Raw genomic sequence first — 17,984 nt, forward strand, 5'->3', positions numbered from 1 at the left:
CTGTCTACAAACGAAGAGCAGGAAGGATGGCGGCACCATAGGCGGCCTCGGTCTGTGTGGCAGTAGAGACTGGAACACCTATCTGTTGTTGACGAATAATTTGCCATTTCTGGTTGTCTGCGCCACCCCCTGCGGTAACTATTCGGTTTGGAAAAGGTGCCCCCAGCTTGTGCATCTTCAGATATCCCTGTTTCTCTATTGCGGTCAGCCCCTCGATAATCCCCTGAAAAAATAGTTTATCGTCATCTGGTCGTGGCGTCAGTCGCGGTTGTAGATTTGGATCAGAGATGGGGAAGCGTTCGCCTGCAGTGGATAGTGGGTAGTAATCTAGTCCGGTCGGGATGTCTGGTTCAATTAGCTGACTCAGTTCGTCTATCTTTTTACGCGAGAAGTAGTCAAGCAAAATTCCGGAACCGGCACTGGAGGCACCACTTACCAGCCATGATTCTCCCAGGCGATGACTGTAGACCCCGTCTTGTGGCGAGAAAATCGGGATAGGGGAGAGGATTTTGAGAGCTGTTGTAGTTCCCAGTGAGGTCACGGCATCTCCAGTTTTATTGATGCCGGCAGCAATAGTGGCAGCGATGCTGTCAGTGGTTCCTGTATGGATATGAATACTATCCCGCTGGTTTTTTGGTATACCCCACTCAACAGCCAGTTGACTGTTCAGGGTAGCATACCGAGTTCCGGGAGGAGAGACGGCAGGTAGTATGTCGGATGGCAGGACGAGGCTGTCCATCCACTGTGGCCAGTTGCGTTTAATCGGGTCGTAGCCCATTTTAAGTGCATTGTTTTCATCGCTCTGACCGAATACTCCGCCCAGTCTGTTGCTGATCCAGTCTGCCTGGTGGAGTGCTAGTAGACCACTGGATTTGTCGATATCACTGTTGTTCTCCAGTAGCCAGAGAAGCTTTGCAAGAGAAGATGATGGTCCGTGTGCACCACTGCTTATAGGGGCCCTTTGCGAGATCCTGTCAGCTGCGGCAACTGCTCTCTGGTCATCGTACATTAGTGCCGCAGTTAATGGGTTTCCATAACGGTCGGAGAGGAGCAGGGTGGACGAGGTTCCATCTACAGTGATTGTCTCTACTGTTTCAGTGGAAAGTTTTGAGATCAGTTGCCCCATAACCTCTATTGTTGCGAGCCACCAATCATCAGGGTCCTGCACAGACCACCCAGCATGTTCTCTCTCTGATGGAGGAAGGGATACGCTGTTTTGTGCAAGAACCTCTCTTTTATGGTTGACGGCGATGGCCCGGCAGCCAGATGTTCCCAGGTCTATTCCTATATGGATGGCCATCCGGAAGCGTGGATCAGGAGGTGGTTGGCGTAGCCCCGGGCAGTTGAATAACGGCAGCAGATGTCCAGTCAGGGGCTTTGTGTTCTGCTACAACCGTGGTGTACACGCCACCACGGACATTAAATATAGCGGTCAGGCGCATAAATCTGGGATGGGTTGCAGCTACCAGATCAGAGAGGATCTGGTTAGTGACAGCTTCATGGAAGGCGCCCTTGTCGCGATATGACCATACATACATTTTAAATGATTTTAGCTCTACACATAGTTGATCAGGGACGTACTCCAGCTCCAGCGTTGCAAAGTCTGGCTGTCCTGTTTTTGGACATAGACAGGTGAATTCAGGGGTCTGAATACGAATCGTATAGTCACGTTCCGGGGTGGGGCTTTCAAAGGTCTCTAATTCTTCACTTGGCTTGCTTGGCATCTCTATCTATCCCTGTTTATATACCCAATAAAACAATTAGATAAGTTATAAATCTAATCTAATTTCATTGATGGTTTATTGTTGATTTGGGTGCTATTATACGACACAATCATGAGTAGTTGAGATGCTCATTTTTTATCACTATATAGGTAGTTTGTCTACCTGTCGGATATAACGAGGATATGCGACTTAAAACCCTGAAACTTGCTGGATTTAAATCTTTTGTAGATCCAACATCAGTACCCTTCACAAGCAACCTGGTTGGGGTAATTGGCCCCAACGGTTGCGGAAAATCAAACATCATTGATGCGGTTCGCTGGGTTATGGGGGAGAGCTCTGCCAAACAGTTGCGTGGTGACTCCATGGCGGACGTTATCTTTAATGGCTCCAGTGCACGCAAGCCGGTTGGTCATGCATCTGTGGAGCTTGTTTTTGATAATGCTGCAGGTACATTGCAGGGGCAGTATGCCAGCTTTAGTGAGATCTCTGTCAAGCGCAAGGCCTCAAGAGATGGAAAATCAACCTACTACCTTAACGGAACCAAATGTCGCCGCAGGGATATCATGGATATCTTCCTGGGAACAGGGCTGGGTCCGCGCAGCTATGCAATTATAGAGCAGGGGATGATCTCCAGGTTTGTGGAGGCCAAGCCGGATGATCTGCGTGTACTAATTGAAGAGGCGGCTGGGATCTCAAAATACAAAGAGAGACGACGAGAGACCGAGACCCGCATGCGCCATACGCGCGAGAACCTTGACCGCATAAATGATCTTCGTGAAGAGTTGGGGAAACAGCTGAGACGTCTGGAGCGACAGTCTCGTGTCGCAAAACGTTATCGTCTGCTCAAGGAGGAGGAGCGACTAATGCAGGCACAGCTGCTTGCATTACGTTGGCAGGAGTATGATCGGAAGGCGGCAGAGCAGGGCCAGAAAACTCGTCAGGCTGAGTTGACAGTGCAGGAGCGGCTGGCGCAGCAACGATCAATAGAGGCTGAGATTGAGAAAGGACGTCAACGCCATACAGAATCAAATGAGTCATTTAATGAGGTTCAGGGTCGTTTCTATGCTGCTGGTGCAGAGATTGCCAGAACTGAGCAAAATCTGAAGGGGTTGAAAGAGCGACGTAATCAACTGGCTGATGATCTACAAAAGGCTGAGAGCGCCTGGCACGAGGCCAATGCAATGATTAAGGCGGACCGTCAGCGTATTGTAGAGCTAGAGGAGTCACTATCGAGAGATGATCCTGAATTGCTGAAACTTCAGCAAGAGGATCTCGCGCTGTCGGCACGCTGGGAAGAGGCGGAGAATGCCTGGCATGAGTGGCAATCAGAGCTGGAGGATTTTAATCGTTCGGCTAATGACCCGAAACGTGACGCAGAAATTACCCGTTCAAGGATTGAGCAACTGGAGCGTCAGTTGAAAAATGGTAAGCGCCAGCAGCAACGTCTGCAGGAGGAGCAGCAGCGGCTACCATCCATTGATTCCCGTGAGCTTGAAAATCTGCAGAGTGAACTAGAGCAGAGTGAGGCCGAGATAGAGCAAGCACGCAATAAAAATGATGATATGCGTGAGTCAATCACCAGGCGGCGTGATGAAAACCATAGGGCGGCAGATCAGCTGGATATAAAGCGTGGAGAACTGCAAGGGCTCAAGGGGCGTCTGACCTCGCTGGAGGCATTGCAACAAGACGCATTGGGTCGTGACAAGAGTAGTGTCCAGTCATGGTTAAATCAGAGTGATATTGCAGAAGATACCCTCCGCCTTGCAGAGATGCTCAAGGTGACCACAGGTTGGGAGAAGGCTGTAGAGGTGGCGCTTGGCTCTTATCTGGAGGCAATCCCGGTTGGTGATGATAGTCATCTGCTGGAAAGTGCAGCACATCTCAAGAAAGGTGAGGTTCGCTTTATTACAAAAAACGGTTTACCTGAACCCTCAGTGCCAATAGAGCTTATTGGTGCAACTCCACTAGTTGACTGTGTTGAGGCAAACCCTGAAATTGAGATGCTGCTACAGGGTGTATATGGAGTAGATACCATTCAGCAGGCCCTGCAACTCAGATCGCAGCTGGATACTGGAATGTCCCTGGTTACCAGGGATGGGTTGTGGATTGGCCGTGGCTGGTCACAGGTAGTCAGAGAGGATGATCACAAGGATGGTCTACTGCAGAGAGAGCAGACTATTCGTGAACTCAAACAGCAGCAACAACAGCTTGAGTCAGATCTGAAGAGATTGGAGCAGATTCTGCAAAATGGGCGTAGTGAGCAGAAGGAGCTGGAGCAGGAGCAGCAACAATATCAGGTTGTTATTGACCAACAGGCCGCAGATATATCCTCCCGCAAATCTGAGTTGAGCGGCAGGCTTGCCAGTCAGGAACAGGCAAACCATCGTAGCAAGAGAATTGATGAGGAGCTGTTACAGGCTCGTGAGGAGATTAAGCAGGCAGAAACAGGTGTTCATGAGTTAGGGCTACGCCTCGATATTGCACTGTCAGAAATGGAAGAGAGTGATGCTCAGCGCGAGCAGATGGAGTCAAGGAAGGGAGCGTTGCGCGAGACCATGGACAGATCCAGAGATCGAGCACGTGAAAAGAGAGATCAGCTTCACCGTTTGACCGTGCAGGTTGAGTCATCCAGAACTCGCCTGGAATCCACCCGTAGTGGATTAGCACGTATGGAAGAGCAGCTGGCCTCGGGAGAGGAGAGGCGACAGGATCTTGCACGTTCCAGAGAGGAAATGAAGGCTCCGATCAAGGAGCTTAAGGTGGAGCTGGAAGAGTATCTGGCAAAACAGCTGTTGGTGGAAAATGAGTTGGCTGATGCGCGTCGTCAGCTGGAAGAGATTGAGCACCATTTACGTGAACTTGATGGCACAAGGGTGGAGGCTGAGCAGGATGTACAGGATCTCCGTTCAGCTCATGAGAAGCTCTTGCTGGAGGGAGAAGAGGTAAGAGTCCGTTGTCAGACCATGGATGAGCAACTGCAAGAGAGTGGCTACGAAAGGGCGCCACTACTTCGCGAGATGCCGGAAGAGGCAACAGCAGAAAGGTGGCAGGATGATGTGGATGAGATGGCACGCAAAATCCAGCGCCTTGGCCCTATTAATCTTGCCGCCATTGAGGAGTATCAGACAGAGTCAGAGCGCAAGGAGTATCTCGACCAGCAGAATGATGATCTTATTGCAGCACTGGAGACTTTGGAGAGTGCCATTGGAAAAATTGACCGTGAGACCCGTAGTCGCTTCAAGGATACTTTTGACAAAATTAACGATGGTCTGAAAAATAACTTCCCCAGATTGTTTGGTGGTGGACGTGCCCATCTGGAGATGACGGGAGATGACCTGCTGGATACTGGTGTAACTGTCATGGCGCAGCCGCCAGGCAAGAGAAACAGCACTATCCATCTGCTTTCAGGTGGAGAGAAAGCGCTGACTGCAGTGGCGTTGGTGTTCTCTATCTTTGAACTTAATCCGGCACCTTTCTGTATGCTTGATGAGGTTGATGCCCCACTGGACGAGGCCAATGTTGGACGTTTCTGTAACATGGTCAAGCACATGTCCAAGCGAGTGCAGTTCATCTTTATTACCCACAACAAGACTACCATGGAGATATCTGATCATCTATCAGGCGTCACTATGCATGAGCCTGGCGTATCCAGAATGGTTTCAGTGGATATGGAAGAGGCTCAGGTGCTGGCAGCAAGTTAATCGATAATGGGTCTACTAACCAAAATAAAAACCATATTGGAAAGGGGAGATACACGGCGTCAATCTGGGCAAAATCACGATGAACCAATTGATCTTGGGGAGTGGAGCTTTGATGACGAACATGATCTGGAACTTGATGATATTGATCTGGAAGATGGTGTTGGTGACGGTGTAGCGAGATCTGTAGATGATAGTGATCCTGATAACTCATCTGATGCTGTTGGTTTGGCAGTGACCTTAACAGTCATGGCCAGGGAAGGGGATCACTTTGAGGGTGGAGATCTGTTGCGTGAATTTACTGCAACAGGACTGGAGATGGGGAAGGATGGTTTCTATCATGTCTATTCTGCAGATTCGCAGCGTGGGCGATCACAGGGACAGCAGGAGCCGCCACTGTTTACCGTAAGCAACGTATTGGCACCTGGGGTGTTTGATCAACAACAGATTATGAATCTTAGAACTACGGGGATAGCACTCTTCTTCCGGTTGCCGAGTCAATATTCTGGTAAACAGGCATTTGAAAAGATGGCTGAGACATCACATAAAATTGCTGTAGGTCTGGGCGGGCAGGTCTGTGATAGTGAGAGAAAGGCATTAACTCCACACTCGCTGCAAAATTTGCGGGATCAAGTTTACGAATTTGAGTACAACCAGGAGCTGGAGAGTCGCAGGGCAGCCATTGAGCAGCCAAAATAGAGATGAGTGGACAGTCTCCTCTGCCCGCAGCTCGTGCTCAAGAGTTGCGTGATCAGCTTAACTACCATAACCACCGCTACTACACCCTGGACTCCCCGGAGATTCTGGATTCAGAATATGATGCTCTTTTTAGGGAGCTACAGGGGCTGGAGCAGAATTATCCTGAGCTAAAGAGAGATGACTCTCCCACAAGACGAGTGGGGGGGGAGATACTTTCAGCCTTTGAGTCAGTAGATCATGAGACCCCAATGGCCTCACTGGATAATGCCTTTAGCTATTCCGAGATGGAAGGTTTTGAGAGGAGAGTGAGAGAGCGTGGTGAAATAGAGCATATAGAGTATGTGGTTGAGCCAAAACTGGATGGGCTGGCACTTAATCTTCTTTATATAGATGGTGTTCTGGTTCGTGGAGCAACACGAGGAGATGGCCAAACAGGTGAGGATGTAACCTCTAATATACGTACCATACCCACAATTCCATTTAGATTGCATGGTGATAATCTCCCCGATCGCCTTGAGGTTAGAGGTGAGGTGTTCATCTCCATAGATGACTTCAAGCGACTGAACCAGTCCCAGAGTGTTGCTGGAGAGAAACTGTTTGCAAACCCCAGAAATGCCGCGGCCGGCAGTCTGCGTCAACTTGACTCATCAATAACCGCAAAGCGACCACTCTCTTTCATAAGTTATGGCATCGGTATTCAACAGGGAGGGGAAAAAGCAGAGAGCTATCAACAGCTGATTGAGCAACTTTCATCATGGGGGATACCAATATCAACAGAGTCACAGGTGGTGAGCGGGTTGGATGGCTGTGCAGAGGTTTATGCGGATCTCCTGTCACGAAGAGAGGTGCTTCCCTATGAGATCGATGGGGTTGTATTTAAAGTGAACTCATTTCAGCTGCAGCAGAAGTTGGGCTCTACCTCACGAGCTCCGCGCTGGGCTATTGCATGGAAATTTCCTGCCGAAGAGGCAACCACAGAGTTGCTATCGATAGATCTACAGGTTGGTCGTACCGGAGCTTTGACGCCGGTGGCACGTCTTGCGCCGGTGGATGTTGGCGGTGTTACAGTCTCCAACGCGACCCTCCATAACGAGGATGAGGTGCAGCGCAAGGATGTAAGAGTTGGAGATACAGTGGTGGTTCGTCGTGCAGGAGATGTAATCCCAGAAGTGGTTAGAACCATACCGGATAAACGACCGCACTATACTGAGATATGGAAGATGCCAAACAGCTGTCCTGTATGTGGTTCTGAGGTTCTGCGTGAAGAGGATAAAAGTGTGGCTCGCTGTAGTGGAGGGCTCTTCTGTCCAGCACAACGCAAGGAGGCCATATGGCATTTCGCCTCTCGCAAAGGCCTGGATATAGAGGGGTTGGGTGGAAAGCTTATAGATCAGCTGGTAGATGAGAAGATCATTGCAACTGCAGCAGATCTTTTCAGCATTAATTCGGAACAGCTCTCATCTTTGCAGAGGATGGGAGATAAATCAGCAGACAATCTTGTAGGGTCGCTGAGCAAGAGCAGAAAAACCACGTTACCACGGCTTCTATTCGCTCTCGGCATACCTGAAGTGGGAGAGGCAACCGCCCGTTCCATTGCTATCCATTTTGGTGATCTGGAGCCAATCATGCAGGCAACCATTGATGATCTGCAGGTGGTGGATGATGTTGGCCCTGTTGTTGCGCATAACATATTTACCTTTTTTCGACAGGATCATAATCGTAAGGTTATTGAGAGTCTGCTACGATCAGGGGTGGTCTGGGAGACAATCATCCCCCAGGAGAGACTGCCACAACCACTACTTGGAGAGAGTTACGTAATCACAGGTACTCTGCGCAATATGAAACGGTCAGAGGCCAAAGAGAGACTGCAGGCCATGGGTGCAAAGGTTACGGGTTCAGTCTCAAAGAAGACAACTGCACTGATCTGTGGTGAGGATCCAGGGTCAAAAAAAGTAAAGGCAGAGACACTTGGTATTCAGGTTTTGGATGAAGAGGGGCTGCAGAGTCTATTGCGGTCGTAGCATCACCTGAACAGTTCTACGTAATCCCTGTAGATGCATCTGTCCATAACGGTAAAAATATTCGCATCACTGGCGCGTTGAGCTGACTCTGCATGAATCACCCCCTCCTGTAGCCAGATTGCAGGAATCTCCAGAGAGATAGTATCGTCAACAATGGCGGGCACATGTTCTGGTGCACGAAATACATCTACCAGATCAATCGGGCCTTGAATCTCATCAAGTGAACCATAAACAGTTTCACCAAGAATCTCTCCACCTCCCGGGCGTACAGGAATAATACGAAACCCATATGTCTGCATGGCTGCAGAGACACGATGGCTGGGTCTGTTTGGCTGAGAGGAGATCCCCACCACAGCTATGGTGTGGATCTCCCTCAGCCTGGTATGAATCTGATCAAGAGAGGGGTTGGTAAACACTACTTCTCCTTCAGACCTGCTTCAACACTTGCAGGTTTTTATCCCCAGAACTGTATAGGCAGGACACCAGGACAAGAGTCCGGTAGCCAGAGGAACAACACCAATATACCCCCAGACAGGCAACATCCCAGCTGCAGTTGCTGCGATTAGAGCAACACCAATTACAATACGCAAAATTCGATCAATACCACCTACATTTTTAGACATTGAAAACTCCTTTGTTGGATTAAAAGAACAGCGCGTAAGAGTATAGCCTAATTGTTTCTATAAAATTTCAAGCTTATCCGTAGGTGCAGAGGTATGCAGTTTCTGTCTCAACCTACCCCCACTGTTGCCGGCAGAGTTTCGGTCTGAAATGCGATTGATACCACGTCTCCATCAAAATATTGGTTGGTTTTTAGCATCTCTTTTTCCTTTATTTGATTTTAATGCTCAGGGCATGAATCTCACTATCCATTAGGGGCTCAACAGCACTGTAGACCAGTCTGTGTTGCTGGAGCATGTTTTTTCCGGCAAACAGTGGTGATGCTATATGTACAGTGTAGTGACCGGCACCACCGGCACTTTTGTGTCCGGCGTGTTCATCAGAATTATCCTCAATCTCCAGAAAAGTCGGGGAGATGTGGTCACTCAGGAGAGCATGAATAGCTTTTATCCGTTCCTCAGCAGTCAAGGCAGCACCTTTTTGAAGGGTTTTACCGTCACACTCTGATAGACATTGGCTGCAATATAGGGGTCACTATCTGCCCACTGTTGGGCAGACTCAAGAGATGGGAATTCTGCAACCACCAGGCTTCCGGTAAATCCGGCAGGGCCAGGGTCTTCACTATCTATGGCGGGATGGGGGCCGGCAAGAACAAGACGACCCTCGCTGCGCAGCCTCTCCAGCCGTGCAAGATGGTCTGGACGAGTTGCCACTCTATCCTCAAGGCTGTCGTCACGATCTTGGCTGATGATGGCGTATAGCATTTATCTATCCTCTATTTGTCGTTCTGGTATCTCTGCTTGAATCTCCTCGGGCTCTTCCTGGATGTGTCTGGTCATATAGAAGGCCTGCGCAACCACAAAGGTAAAAGTTAACCCCATAACCCCAAACAGCTTGAAGTTAACCCAGATCTCCTCTCGGGTTTTTTCATCCATCTCCAGGCCATAATAGAAGGCAACGTATACATTGATGAAGCCTACAATTATGAAGAATATTCCCCAGCTCCAGTTGAGTCTGTGCCATATATTGTCTGCAAGGGTGACACTGCTACCCATCATCCGTTCAGCAAGCGGTTTCTCTCCAATGTAACTGCTTGCAATGAACGCGAGCCCGAAGACCCAGTTTACAACGGAGACCTTCCATTTTATAAAGGCCGCATCCTGAAAGATAAGTGTTGCCCCCCCCAGTACTGTAATCAGTCCAAGAGTTACAAGATGCATCTTCTCGAAGCGGCGGTGTTTGAGCCAGAAAATGGACACCTGAATGGCGGATGCTGCGATCGCAACTGCGGTGGCAACAAAGATGCCATACATCTTGTAGGCGACAAAAAAGAGGATAACAGGGAAGAGATCAAACAGAAATTTCATTGCAGGAGGAGTAAAATAGCATCTTTAGTAAAGTTCCTAATCATACCATACCAATCCATGTTTAATTACGATCTCCATAGCCACTCTACAGTCTCTGATGGAACACTTACCCCCAGTGATCTGGTGCGCCGTGCCCGGGATAAGGGGGTTGATGTGCTGGCACTTACTGATCACGATGAGGTGGCCGGTTATGGTGCGGCAGTTGTGGAGTCCAGGAGAGTTGGGATCCAGTTGTTGGCAGGAGTAGAGATCTCCGTAACCTGGGGGCGACAGACAGTTCACATTGTAGGTCTTGATGTTGATCCTGATAGCGCTGGTCTGGTAAAAGGTTTAAGCCATCTGCGTGATTATAGAAAATGGCGCGGAGAGGAGATTGGACGTCGCCTGGAGAATGCAGGTTTTGTTGATGCCTATAGTGGTGCTTTGGAGTATCAGCAGGGAGATCTGCTGACACGTACCCATTATGGTCGTTTTCTGGTTGGTGTTGGGGCAGTGGAAACAATGCAGGATGCCTTTAAAAAATATCTACTTAGAGGTCGGCCTGGTTATGTGAGTGGGAAGTGGGCATCGATGGAGGAGGCACTGCAGTGGATTCATGACGCTGGTGGGGTTGCAGTTGTGGCCCATCCCGCACGTTATGGAATGACCCGTACGAAACTTAGAAGCATGTTGGGGGAATTTATTGAGTGTGGGGGTGAGGGGTTGGAGGTGGTATCCAGTAGCCACAATGGAAATGAGATTCAGACCATGGGGCAGCATGCGGTTCAATTGGGGCTTGCGGCATCCAGGGGGTCTGATTTCCATGACCCCGGCAATCGCTGGGTTGAGCTTGGTCGTCTGCCGTCACTGCCAAAAAAATGTGAACCAATATGGGAACGTTGGGAGCTTGGCCGGCACCCCAGAGTTCCGCAAACTGCAAACAGATAACGCACTACCAACTATGGCACCTATCCTGGAGATTCATCCAATAAATCCGCAGCCGAGGTTAATCCGGCAGGCAGTAGAGGTAATTCGTAGAGGAGGAGTTATCGCCTATCCAACAGATTCCAGTTATGCCCTGGGGTGTCATCTTGGTGACAAGCAGGCTATGGAGAGGATACGAAAAATACGTAAGGTTGGGAGTGACCATAATTTTACCCTGGTCTGCCCAAACCTCTCTGACCTGAGTCTCTATGCAAAGGTTGACAACACCTCCTTTCGCTTGATGAAGCATGTTATGCCTGGCCCCTATACATTGATCCTAAAGGCCAGTCGTGAGGTGCCGCGCCGCTTGCAACACCCAAAGCGCAAGACCATCGGGCTTCGTGTTCCTGACAACAGGGTTGCACATGCGTTGATGGAAGATCTTGGCGAGCCTCTGATGAGCTCCACACTGATCCCGCCGGGTGAAGAATTTCCCCTGAATGATCCTCATGATATAGATGAGCAGATGGGGCATGCACTGGATCTTATTATCGATGGGGGGCGTTGTGGTGTGGAGCCAACAACTGTAGTAAATATGGTTGATGGAATCCCTGAAGTTGTGCGGGCAGGTTGTGGTGATCCGTCACCATTTGAGCGATAATCAACCGCAATGAATTCATTTTCCATGATCCAGACAATAGCAATCTGGGCGCTCCCGGTTCTCTTTGCGATTACGGTCCATGAGGTTGCACATGGCTGGGTAGCCAAGCAGTTTGGTGACAAGACAGCAATGATGATGGGGAGACTGACCCTTAATCCGGTAAAGCATATTGACCCAATGGGGACAGTGTTGGTGCCCCTGTTACTCGTTGTATTGCAGACGGGGTTTGTTTTTGGATGGGCAAAACCGGTTCCGGTTACAACAGAAAATCTGCGTAACCCCAAGATAGACATGGTATGGGTTGCCATTGCGGGACCACTCTCCAATGGAGTAATGGCACTGTTATGGCTTATCGCGATTGTTGTGGGGGTTGGGATACACAACTCACTGCCGCTGGTGTCCGAGCCACTTATCTATATGGGACAAGCAGGCATATTAATTAATGTGGTCTTGATGGTTCTTAATCTGTTGCCACTACCGCCACTGGATGGGGGAAGGGTAGTTACCGGTCTTCTGCCGGGCAGGCTCTCATGGAAGTTCAGCAGAATAGAACCTTATGGTTTTTTCATTCTTATTGGACTATTGGCAACAGGTATTCTTGGACAGATTATGGGGCCGTTGATAAACGGCATAAGTGGAATTCTCTTCTCATTGGCCGGATTTTGATGGCCGGTTATTAATTTATGAACTCAATTACCAACAATAGCTCTACCATACCGGCACAATTTCAGCGTGTGGTCTCGGGGATGCGCCCAACTGGCAATCTGCACCTCGGCCATTACCATGGGGTGCTTAAAAACTGGGTTCACCTGCAGCACGAGTATGAGTGTTTTTTCTTTGTGGCAGACTGGCATGCACTGACTACCCATTACGAAGATCCATCAGTGATTGATAAAAGCGTCTGGGAGATGGTTATTGACTGGCTGGCTGCCGGAGTAAATCCGACATCTGCCAAAATCTTTGTGCAGTCACAGGTGCCGGAACATGCCGAGCTTCATACCCTGCTCTCGATGATAACCCCGTTAAGCTGGCTTGAACGGGTTCCAACCTACAAGGATCAGCAGGAAAAGTTGAAGGAGAAAGATCTCTCTACCTATGGTTTTCTTGGTTATCCGTTACTGCAGAGCGCAGATATCCTTGCCTATCGTGCAGGGCAGGTTCCGGTTGGAGAAGATCAGGTGGCCCACGTTGAGTTGACCCGCGAGGTGGCGCGCCGCTTTAACCATCTATATGGCAAAGAGCCAGGTTTTGAGGAGAAGGCAGAGAGTGCCGCCAAAAAGATGGGGAAGAAGAACGCCAAACTCTATGGTCGACTACGCAGAAGTTTTCAGGAAGAGGGTGACCATGAGGCACTGGAGACGGCACGCGCACTACTGGAGTCGCAACAGAATATTACAATTGGTGATCGGGAGCGTCTCTTTGGTTATCTCGAGGGGGGAGGCAAGATTATTCTCCCGGAACCACAGGCTCTGCTGACCAAAGCATCAAAGATGCCAGGGCTGGATGGGCAGAAGATGTCAAAATCCTATAACAACACCATCTCTCTCAGAGAGGATCCGGCAGAGGCCGAGAAGAAAATCCGCACCATGCCAACAGATCCTGCGCGGGTTCGGCTTACCGATCCTGGTGATCCTGCAAAATGCCCGGTCTGGGATTTTCATCATATCTACACAAGCGAGAGTGACCGTAAAGATCTGGCTGAAGGATGTCGTACCGCATCTATCGGATGCCTGGATTGTAAGCAGTCTGTGGTTGATGGAGTACTAAAGGAGCTGGTGCCCATGCGTGAGCGTGCGCAGAAATTTACCGATGAGCCAAATTTGGTGAGAAACATTATTGAAGAGGGTGGTGAGCTGGCTCGTGAGGAGGCAAGACGAACCATGGTTGAGGTTCGTCAGGCGATGGGTCTGGTCTATTAGCAGTTAATTGGGGATACTAAAGTGAATCAAGAGTTGCCACTGGAGGAGAGTTCAACAGTTGTTGATCCAGAGTACGAGAAGATGCTGAGAGGAATTAGGGTCTCTGGAGAGGCGCTACAGGAGCTCCCAAAAGATCTCTATATTCCACCTGAGGCACTCAAGGTGGTGCTGGAGGCGTTTGAGGGTCCGGTTGATCTTCTTCTGTACCTTATCAAGCGCCAAAATCTGGACATTCTGAATATTCCAATTGCCGAGGTGACTCGTCAGTACATGGAGTATGTCGAGATGATGCGGGCCCTGAATCTGGAGATGGCAGCAGAGTATCTGGTTATGGCTGCCATGCTGGCTGAGATCAAATCAAGGATGTTGTTGCCTCGTCATGAAGAGATTGAGGATGAAGATGATCCTCGCGCTGAACTGATTCGTCGTCTCCAGGAGTATGAGCAGCTGAAGAGAGCGGCGGAGGAGCTGAACGAACTGCCGCGAATGGAGAGAGACATAAATTCAGTAGAGATTGCGGCACCTGTTCGTGGCGCACGTCCTCAGCCAGAGGTGCAGATACAGGCACTACTAACCGCATTTAGTGATGTTCTGCAGCGGGCAGAGCTGTTTAATAGCCACCATGTGCAGCGTGAGCCACTCTCTATTAGGGAGCGCATGAGCAGTGTTCTGGTGTTGCTTGAAGAGGGGGCGGAATTTGTTGAGTTTGGCTCCCTGTTTCAGGTTGAAGAGGGGCGCGCGGGTGTAGTGATTACACTGATGGCCATCCTCGAGCTGATCAAGGATTCACTGATTGGTATTGTACAGAATGAGCCTTACGGGCCAATCTACATCAGCTCACCAAATGAAAGATCGATGGAAAGTGGAGAGGAGCAATAATGGAGATGAGTCTGAAAAACATTATCGAGGCCGCATTGATGGCCTCAGGCAAGCCACTAAACATAAAGGTATTGCGATCGCTCTTTGAAGAGGGGGCAGAGCCCGAGCGACAAGAGATTGTCGAGGTATTGAGGCAGTTGCAGAGTGAGAGTGAAGGGCATGGTTATGAGGTTATTGAGGTTGCCAGTGGCTGGAGAATGCAGGTCAGACAGGATCTATCCACCTGGATTAACCGTCTTTGGGAAGAGAAACCGGCCCGTTATTCACGCGCACTGCTTGAGACCATGTCATTGATTGCATATCGCCAACCAATTACCAGAGGAGAGATTGAAGAGATCCGCGGAGTAGCAGTCAGCACCAACATCATGAAGACCCTGCAAGAGAGAGAGTGGATTCGCCTGCTCGGTCACAAGGATGTGCCGGGGCGTCCTGCAATGTATGGCACAACAAAAAAATTCCTCGACTACTTTGGGCTGAGAACACTGGAAGAGCTGCCAACCCTGATGGAGCTGAAAGAGCTTGGTGCCATGAATGGCGAATTTGAGCTGGAGCAGGAGGAGCCTGAGCTTGATGATGACGGTGATGATTCCTCAAGAGCTGATCTCAGACTGGTCGTGAACGAGAGTAGTACATAGTGACAGAGCAGAAACCTGATGAGCCGGCAGGAGAGCGCCTGCAGAAGGTAATGGCGCGGGCCGGTATAGGCTCTCGTCGTCAGGTTGAGAGGTGGATGAAAGAGGGGCGGGTCAAGGTCAATCGTCAGCCTGCCGAATTGGGGGTAAGAGTAACCGCCAGCGATGAGATTCGTTTTGATGGGGAGCTGATTAATCCATTCCCCAAAAGCGGGATGCGCAATAGAAGCAGGGTAATTCTATACAATAAGCCCGCAAGACAGATGACCACCCGTAGTGATCCGGAGGGGCGTGACACCGTATTCAAACATCTGCCAAAAATACGGGGCGCGCGCTGGATCTCGGTCGGAAGACTGGACTACAACACCTCTGGACTCTTGCTTTTTACTACAGACGGTGATCTTGCCAACCGCTTGATGCATCCATCTGCCGAGGTGGAGCGTGAATATGCAGTCCGCACCCTGGGGGGGGCAACAGATGAGCAACTGGACCAGCTCATCAAGGGGGTTGAGCTTGAGGATGGTGTAGCCAAATTTTCCGATATTGTGGACTCCGGTGGCCAGGGGGTAAACCATTGGTACCATGTGGTGTTGCAGGAGGGGCGCAACCGCGAGGTTAGAAGAATGTGGGAGGCGGTAGGGTTAACAGTGAGCCGCCTTATGAGAGTTCGCTATGGCCCCATCTTTCTGGGCAAACAGGTTCGTGCAGGCAAGAGTCGTGAACTCACCCAGGAAGAGATTGCAGAATTGAGAAATGTGGCCAGAGTTGATGAGGCAAAAGAGTAGCCCCAGACAACTATTCAGGGAGCTTTATAACCACTACGGCCCCCAAAACTGGTGGCCAGCAGAGACCCCGTTCGAGGTGATGGTTGGGGCAATCCTCACCCAAAACACTGCATGGGAACGTGTTGAGACCGCAATTGATAACCTGCGCACGAATAATCTGTTGTCTGCTGAGGCTATTCTCTCTACGGCCCAACCAAGACTTGCTGAGCTGATTCGGCCATCCGGTTACTTTAATCAAAAGGCCAAGCGCCTACATGGTTACTGCGCCTGGTACATTGAGAATGAAAAATATCTATGGGAGATGGATAGCGAGCAGCTTCGTGAGGAGTTGTTGCAGATCAATGGAGTAGGGCCAGAGACTGCTGATGATATTCTCCTGTATGCATTTGAGCGCCCGGTTTTTGTGGTCGATGCCTACACCAGGAGAATCTTTCAGCGTACTGGAGCAATCTCGGGTGATGAACCATACGAGATGATCCGCCATCTGGTAGAGAGGGATTTTCGGACGGAAGGTGGTGGAGGCCTGGTAAAACAGTTAAATGAATTTCACGCCTTGATAGTGGAGCATGCCAAGCAACACTGTAAAAAACGGCCATCATGTGAAAACTGCCCCATCTCTTGTGATTTTCAATACTTAATTCAGGGGTAGTTAAGTATTGTATCCTCATAATTATGTTCTTTATGGTACGTTATCTTCTTTAGACCTATCTTTAGCTCCTTGCTCGGGACGGTTATTTGAGAAGGATTCCATAATTTGTTACTGTTTGGGTTGAAATAAATCAAGAGGTTACCGGGTGGCTTTGGGCTCCCTCTATGAGATCAATGCTCTCGATAATATACGGAATCCGCATAGTGCCATATTTAGAGATTCCGTCTAATATACTGTTAGGCAATCAACCCCATTATATAGACCGGCCATGTTTATACTATATAATCTCTTATCAACATGACCATTCTCATCCTTTATGTGGCAGTCGCCTTGCTCTTTTCGTTTTTATGCTCCATTGCAGAGGCGGTACTACTCAGTGTAACTACGGCCCATATCAGGGTGCTTGAGCAGGAAGGGAGAATTTCAGGTTCGCTGTTACGTGAGTTAAAGGGTGATATCAACAAGCCGTTGGCAGCAATTCTCACACTAAACACTATTGCCCATACCGTAGGTGCTGTCGGTGCCGGTGCACAAGCAGTCCTGGTGTTTGGCAACGCTTGGGTAGGGTTGTTTTCTGCAATCCTGACGCTGATGATTCTGGTGTTTTCGGAGATTATCCCGAAAACACTGGGTGCAACATACTGGCGTGCTTTGGCAGGCGTTACAGCACAAGGACTTAGATTCCTTATAAAGATGCTGTACCCATTTGTAGTTTTATCTGAATTATTGACACGCGGAATTTCACGCAATAAGAAAATCGAAGGCTTCAACCGCGAAGAGTTTGCTGCCATGGCAGAACTTGGTGAGCAGGAAGGGCAACTAGAAGAGCGGGAATCACGAATCCTGAAAAACATGTTTAGGCTTCACGAAACAATCGTCACCGACGTGATGACGCCCCGTCCCGTGGTGTTTTCATTACCCGAATCGCTAACAGTTTATGAATATTTCGATAATCACTACGATTCGCGTTTTTCACGCATTCCCGTTTATGCAGAAAACGATGAAATGTTCACCGGCTTTGTGCTCAAGGATGATTTATTATTGGCGCAGGCGCGAAACAATACTGACAATAAACTTGAGTCTTATCGACGTAATCTGCATACATTGTCAGATAAAACCTCATTATCTGATGCATTTGACGAAGTGCTACACCAGAGAGCGCACATAATGGTAATCATCGATGAATACGGCGGCATGGAGGGCATAATTACTATGGAAGATATCCTGGAAACCCTGCTCGGGCTGGAGATAATGGATGAAAGTGATAAGACAGCTGACATGCAACAATATGCTCGACGCATGTGGAAAAAACGGGCACAGGCAATGGGTATTACGCTGCCTAAAGATGAAGATTCTATTTAAGTATTTGCCTAACGAATAAGGTTAGATTGTGATTCTCGCGCTCAAATGCGGCCCCACCCATCAA

The 17,984-nt window shown here is 49.3% G+C and carries 19 protein-coding genes and 1 pseudogene; 12 read left to right on the plus strand and 8 right to left on the minus strand.

Annotated elements, in window-relative coordinates; all coding sequences use genetic code 11:
- Positions 1 to 4: 4 nt before the first annotated feature.
- Together AC3ZFK_RS01310 and queF are read right to left on the minus strand one after the other, a co-directional pair.
- Positions 5 to 1,300, minus strand: coding sequence for an FGGY-family carbohydrate kinase (locus AC3ZFK_RS01310; RefSeq protein ID WP_487505974.1), 1,296 nt, complete (start codon positions 1,298 to 1,300; stop codon positions 5 to 7).
- A 13-nt stretch (positions 1,301 to 1,313) separates the two neighbouring features.
- Complete coding sequence (queF, locus tag AC3ZFK_RS01315) at positions 1,314 to 1,724, minus strand: preQ(1) synthase (RefSeq protein WP_487505975.1); 411 nt, start codon at positions 1,722 to 1,724, stop codon at positions 1,314 to 1,316.
- Between the two features lie 182 nt (positions 1,725 to 1,906).
- Between queF and smc the strand changes: the two genes are divergently transcribed.
- Genes smc through ligA form a run of 3 tightly spaced genes read left to right on the plus strand, consistent with a single transcriptional unit; the run spans position 1,907 to position 8,142 of the window.
- The gene (gene smc / locus AC3ZFK_RS01320) at positions 1,907 to 5,425 is read left to right on the plus strand and encodes a chromosome segregation protein SMC (RefSeq protein WP_487505976.1); all 3,519 of its coding nucleotides are present in this window, start codon (positions 1,907 to 1,909) and stop codon (positions 5,423 to 5,425) included.
- Positions 5,426 to 5,431: 6 nt separating this feature from the next.
- Positions 5,432 to 6,121: a cell division protein ZipA C-terminal FtsZ-binding domain-containing protein gene (locus AC3ZFK_RS01325; protein WP_489433697.1), complete on the plus strand. Its 690-nt coding sequence runs from the start codon at positions 5,432 to 5,434 to the stop codon at positions 6,119 to 6,121.
- Positions 6,122 to 6,123: 2 nt separating this feature from the next.
- On the plus strand, positions 6,124 to 8,142 hold the full coding sequence (gene ligA, locus AC3ZFK_RS01330; RefSeq protein WP_489433698.1) for an NAD-dependent DNA ligase LigA: 2,019 nt from the start codon (positions 6,124 to 6,126) through the stop codon (positions 8,140 to 8,142).
- A 2-nt stretch (positions 8,143 to 8,144) separates the two neighbouring features.
- Here the strand turns inward: ligA and AC3ZFK_RS01335 are convergent, their stop codons facing one another.
- The 6 genes and pseudogenes from AC3ZFK_RS01335 to AC3ZFK_RS01360 form a co-directional block, all read right to left on the minus strand.
- Positions 8,145 to 8,558 carry a CoA-binding protein gene (locus tag AC3ZFK_RS01335; RefSeq protein ID WP_487505979.1) on the minus strand — a complete coding sequence of 138 codons (414 nt, stop codon included), beginning with the start codon at positions 8,556 to 8,558 and terminating at the stop codon, positions 8,145 to 8,147.
- Positions 8,559 to 8,579: 21 nt separating this feature from the next.
- Positions 8,580 to 8,765, minus strand: coding sequence for a YgaP family membrane protein (locus AC3ZFK_RS01340; RefSeq protein WP_487505980.1), 186 nt, complete (start codon positions 8,763 to 8,765; stop codon positions 8,580 to 8,582).
- A gap of 113 nt (positions 8,766 to 8,878) precedes the next feature.
- A pseudogene (locus AC3ZFK_RS01345) lies at positions 8,879 to 8,962 on the minus strand (pyrimidine/purine nucleoside phosphorylase); the annotation flags it as partial.
- 11 nt (positions 8,963 to 8,973) lie between these two features.
- A complete protein-coding gene (locus tag AC3ZFK_RS01350; protein ID WP_487505981.1) occupies positions 8,974 to 9,231 on the minus strand; it encodes a BolA family protein in 258 nt (85 codons plus the stop codon).
- A complete protein-coding gene (locus tag AC3ZFK_RS01355) occupies positions 9,228 to 9,527 on the minus strand; it encodes a YciI family protein (RefSeq protein WP_487505982.1) in 300 nt (99 codons plus the stop codon). Before AC3ZFK_RS01355 ends, AC3ZFK_RS01350 begins: the two co-directional genes overlap by 4 nt.
- Complete coding sequence (locus AC3ZFK_RS01360) at positions 9,528 to 10,130, minus strand: septation protein A (RefSeq protein WP_487505983.1); 603 nt, start codon at positions 10,128 to 10,130, stop codon at positions 9,528 to 9,530.
- A gap of 57 nt (positions 10,131 to 10,187) precedes the next feature.
- On the opposite strand from AC3ZFK_RS01360, the gene AC3ZFK_RS01365 reads away from it, so the two are divergent.
- The 9 genes from AC3ZFK_RS01365 (at position 10,188) to AC3ZFK_RS01405 (ending at position 17,920) form a co-directional block, all read left to right on the plus strand.
- Positions 10,188 to 11,057: a PHP domain-containing protein gene (locus AC3ZFK_RS01365; RefSeq protein ID WP_487505984.1), complete on the plus strand. Its 870-nt coding sequence runs from the start codon at positions 10,188 to 10,190 to the stop codon at positions 11,055 to 11,057.
- Positions 11,058 to 11,070: 13 nt separating this feature from the next.
- Complete coding sequence (locus tag AC3ZFK_RS01370; protein ID WP_487505992.1) at positions 11,071 to 11,694, plus strand: L-threonylcarbamoyladenylate synthase; 624 nt, start codon at positions 11,071 to 11,073, stop codon at positions 11,692 to 11,694.
- 9 nt (positions 11,695 to 11,703) lie between these two features.
- A complete protein-coding gene (locus AC3ZFK_RS01375; RefSeq protein ID WP_487505985.1) occupies positions 11,704 to 12,360 on the plus strand; it encodes a site-2 protease family protein in 657 nt (218 codons plus the stop codon).
- 17 nt (positions 12,361 to 12,377) lie between these two features.
- Complete coding sequence (locus tag AC3ZFK_RS01380) at positions 12,378 to 13,613, plus strand: tryptophan--tRNA ligase (protein WP_489433699.1); 1,236 nt, start codon at positions 12,378 to 12,380, stop codon at positions 13,611 to 13,613.
- Positions 13,614 to 13,694: 81 nt separating this feature from the next.
- On the plus strand, positions 13,695 to 14,492 hold the full coding sequence (locus AC3ZFK_RS01385; RefSeq protein WP_487505993.1) for a segregation and condensation protein A: 798 nt from the start codon (positions 13,695 to 13,697) through the stop codon (positions 14,490 to 14,492).
- Between the two features lie 5 nt (positions 14,493 to 14,497).
- Complete coding sequence (scpB, locus tag AC3ZFK_RS01390; RefSeq protein ID WP_487505987.1) at positions 14,498 to 15,127, plus strand: SMC-Scp complex subunit ScpB; 630 nt, start codon at positions 14,498 to 14,500, stop codon at positions 15,125 to 15,127.
- Positions 15,127 to 15,909, plus strand: a complete 783-nt coding sequence (rluB, locus tag AC3ZFK_RS01395) for a 23S rRNA pseudouridine(2605) synthase RluB (protein ID WP_487505988.1) — start codon at positions 15,127 to 15,129, stop codon at positions 15,907 to 15,909. The genes scpB and rluB overlap by 1 nt, the downstream gene beginning before the upstream one ends.
- Positions 15,893 to 16,558, plus strand: coding sequence for an endonuclease III domain-containing protein (locus tag AC3ZFK_RS01400; RefSeq protein WP_489433700.1), 666 nt, complete (start codon positions 15,893 to 15,895; stop codon positions 16,556 to 16,558). The genes rluB and AC3ZFK_RS01400 overlap by 17 nt, the downstream gene beginning before the upstream one ends.
- A gap of 297 nt (positions 16,559 to 16,855) precedes the next feature.
- Positions 16,856 to 17,920, plus strand: coding sequence for a CNNM domain-containing protein (locus AC3ZFK_RS01405; RefSeq protein ID WP_487541245.1), 1,065 nt, complete (start codon positions 16,856 to 16,858; stop codon positions 17,918 to 17,920).
- Positions 17,921 to 17,984 lie beyond the last annotated feature (64 nt).

The sequence above is a fragment of the Candidatus Thiopontia autotrophica genome (genome assembly GCF_982804495.1).

Excerpts from the sequence above, each read along its gene's own strand:
- AC3ZFK_RS01310 (WP_487505974.1), bottom strand. The coding sequence starts at position 1,300 with ATGGCCATCCATATAGGAATAGACCTGGGAACATCTGGCTGCCGGGCC.
- queF (WP_487505975.1), bottom strand. The coding sequence starts at position 1,724 with ATGCCAAGCAAGCCAAGTGAAGAATTAGAGACCTTTGAAAGCCCCACC.
- smc (WP_487505976.1), top strand. The coding sequence starts at position 1,907 with ATGCGACTTAAAACCCTGAAACTTGCTGGATTTAAATCTTTTGTAGAT.
- AC3ZFK_RS01325 (WP_489433697.1), top strand. The coding sequence starts at position 5,432 with ATGGGTCTACTAACCAAAATAAAAACCATATTGGAAAGGGGAGATACA.
- ligA (WP_489433698.1), top strand. The coding sequence starts at position 6,124 with ATGAGTGGACAGTCTCCTCTGCCCGCAGCTCGTGCTCAAGAGTTGCGT.
- AC3ZFK_RS01340 (WP_487505980.1), bottom strand. The coding sequence starts at position 8,765 with ATGTCTAAAAATGTAGGTGGTATTGATCGAATTTTGCGTATTGTAATT.
- AC3ZFK_RS01355 (WP_487505982.1), bottom strand. The coding sequence starts at position 9,527 with ATGCTATACGCCATCATCAGCCAAGATCGTGACGACAGCCTTGAGGAT.
- AC3ZFK_RS01360 (WP_487505983.1), bottom strand. The coding sequence starts at position 10,130 with ATGAAATTTCTGTTTGATCTCTTCCCTGTTATCCTCTTTTTTGTCGCC.
- AC3ZFK_RS01365 (WP_487505984.1), top strand. The coding sequence starts at position 10,188 with ATGTTTAATTACGATCTCCATAGCCACTCTACAGTCTCTGATGGAACA.
- AC3ZFK_RS01370 (WP_487505992.1), top strand. The coding sequence starts at position 11,071 with ATGGCACCTATCCTGGAGATTCATCCAATAAATCCGCAGCCGAGGTTA.
- AC3ZFK_RS01375 (WP_487505985.1), top strand. The coding sequence starts at position 11,704 with ATGAATTCATTTTCCATGATCCAGACAATAGCAATCTGGGCGCTCCCG.
- AC3ZFK_RS01380 (WP_489433699.1), top strand. The coding sequence starts at position 12,378 with ATGAACTCAATTACCAACAATAGCTCTACCATACCGGCACAATTTCAG.
- AC3ZFK_RS01385 (WP_487505993.1), top strand. The coding sequence starts at position 13,695 with ATGCTGAGAGGAATTAGGGTCTCTGGAGAGGCGCTACAGGAGCTCCCA.
- scpB (WP_487505987.1), top strand. The coding sequence starts at position 14,498 with ATGAGTCTGAAAAACATTATCGAGGCCGCATTGATGGCCTCAGGCAAG.
- AC3ZFK_RS01400 (WP_489433700.1), top strand. The coding sequence starts at position 15,893 with ATGAGGCAAAAGAGTAGCCCCAGACAACTATTCAGGGAGCTTTATAAC.
- AC3ZFK_RS01405 (WP_487541245.1), top strand. The coding sequence starts at position 16,856 with ATGACCATTCTCATCCTTTATGTGGCAGTCGCCTTGCTCTTTTCGTTT.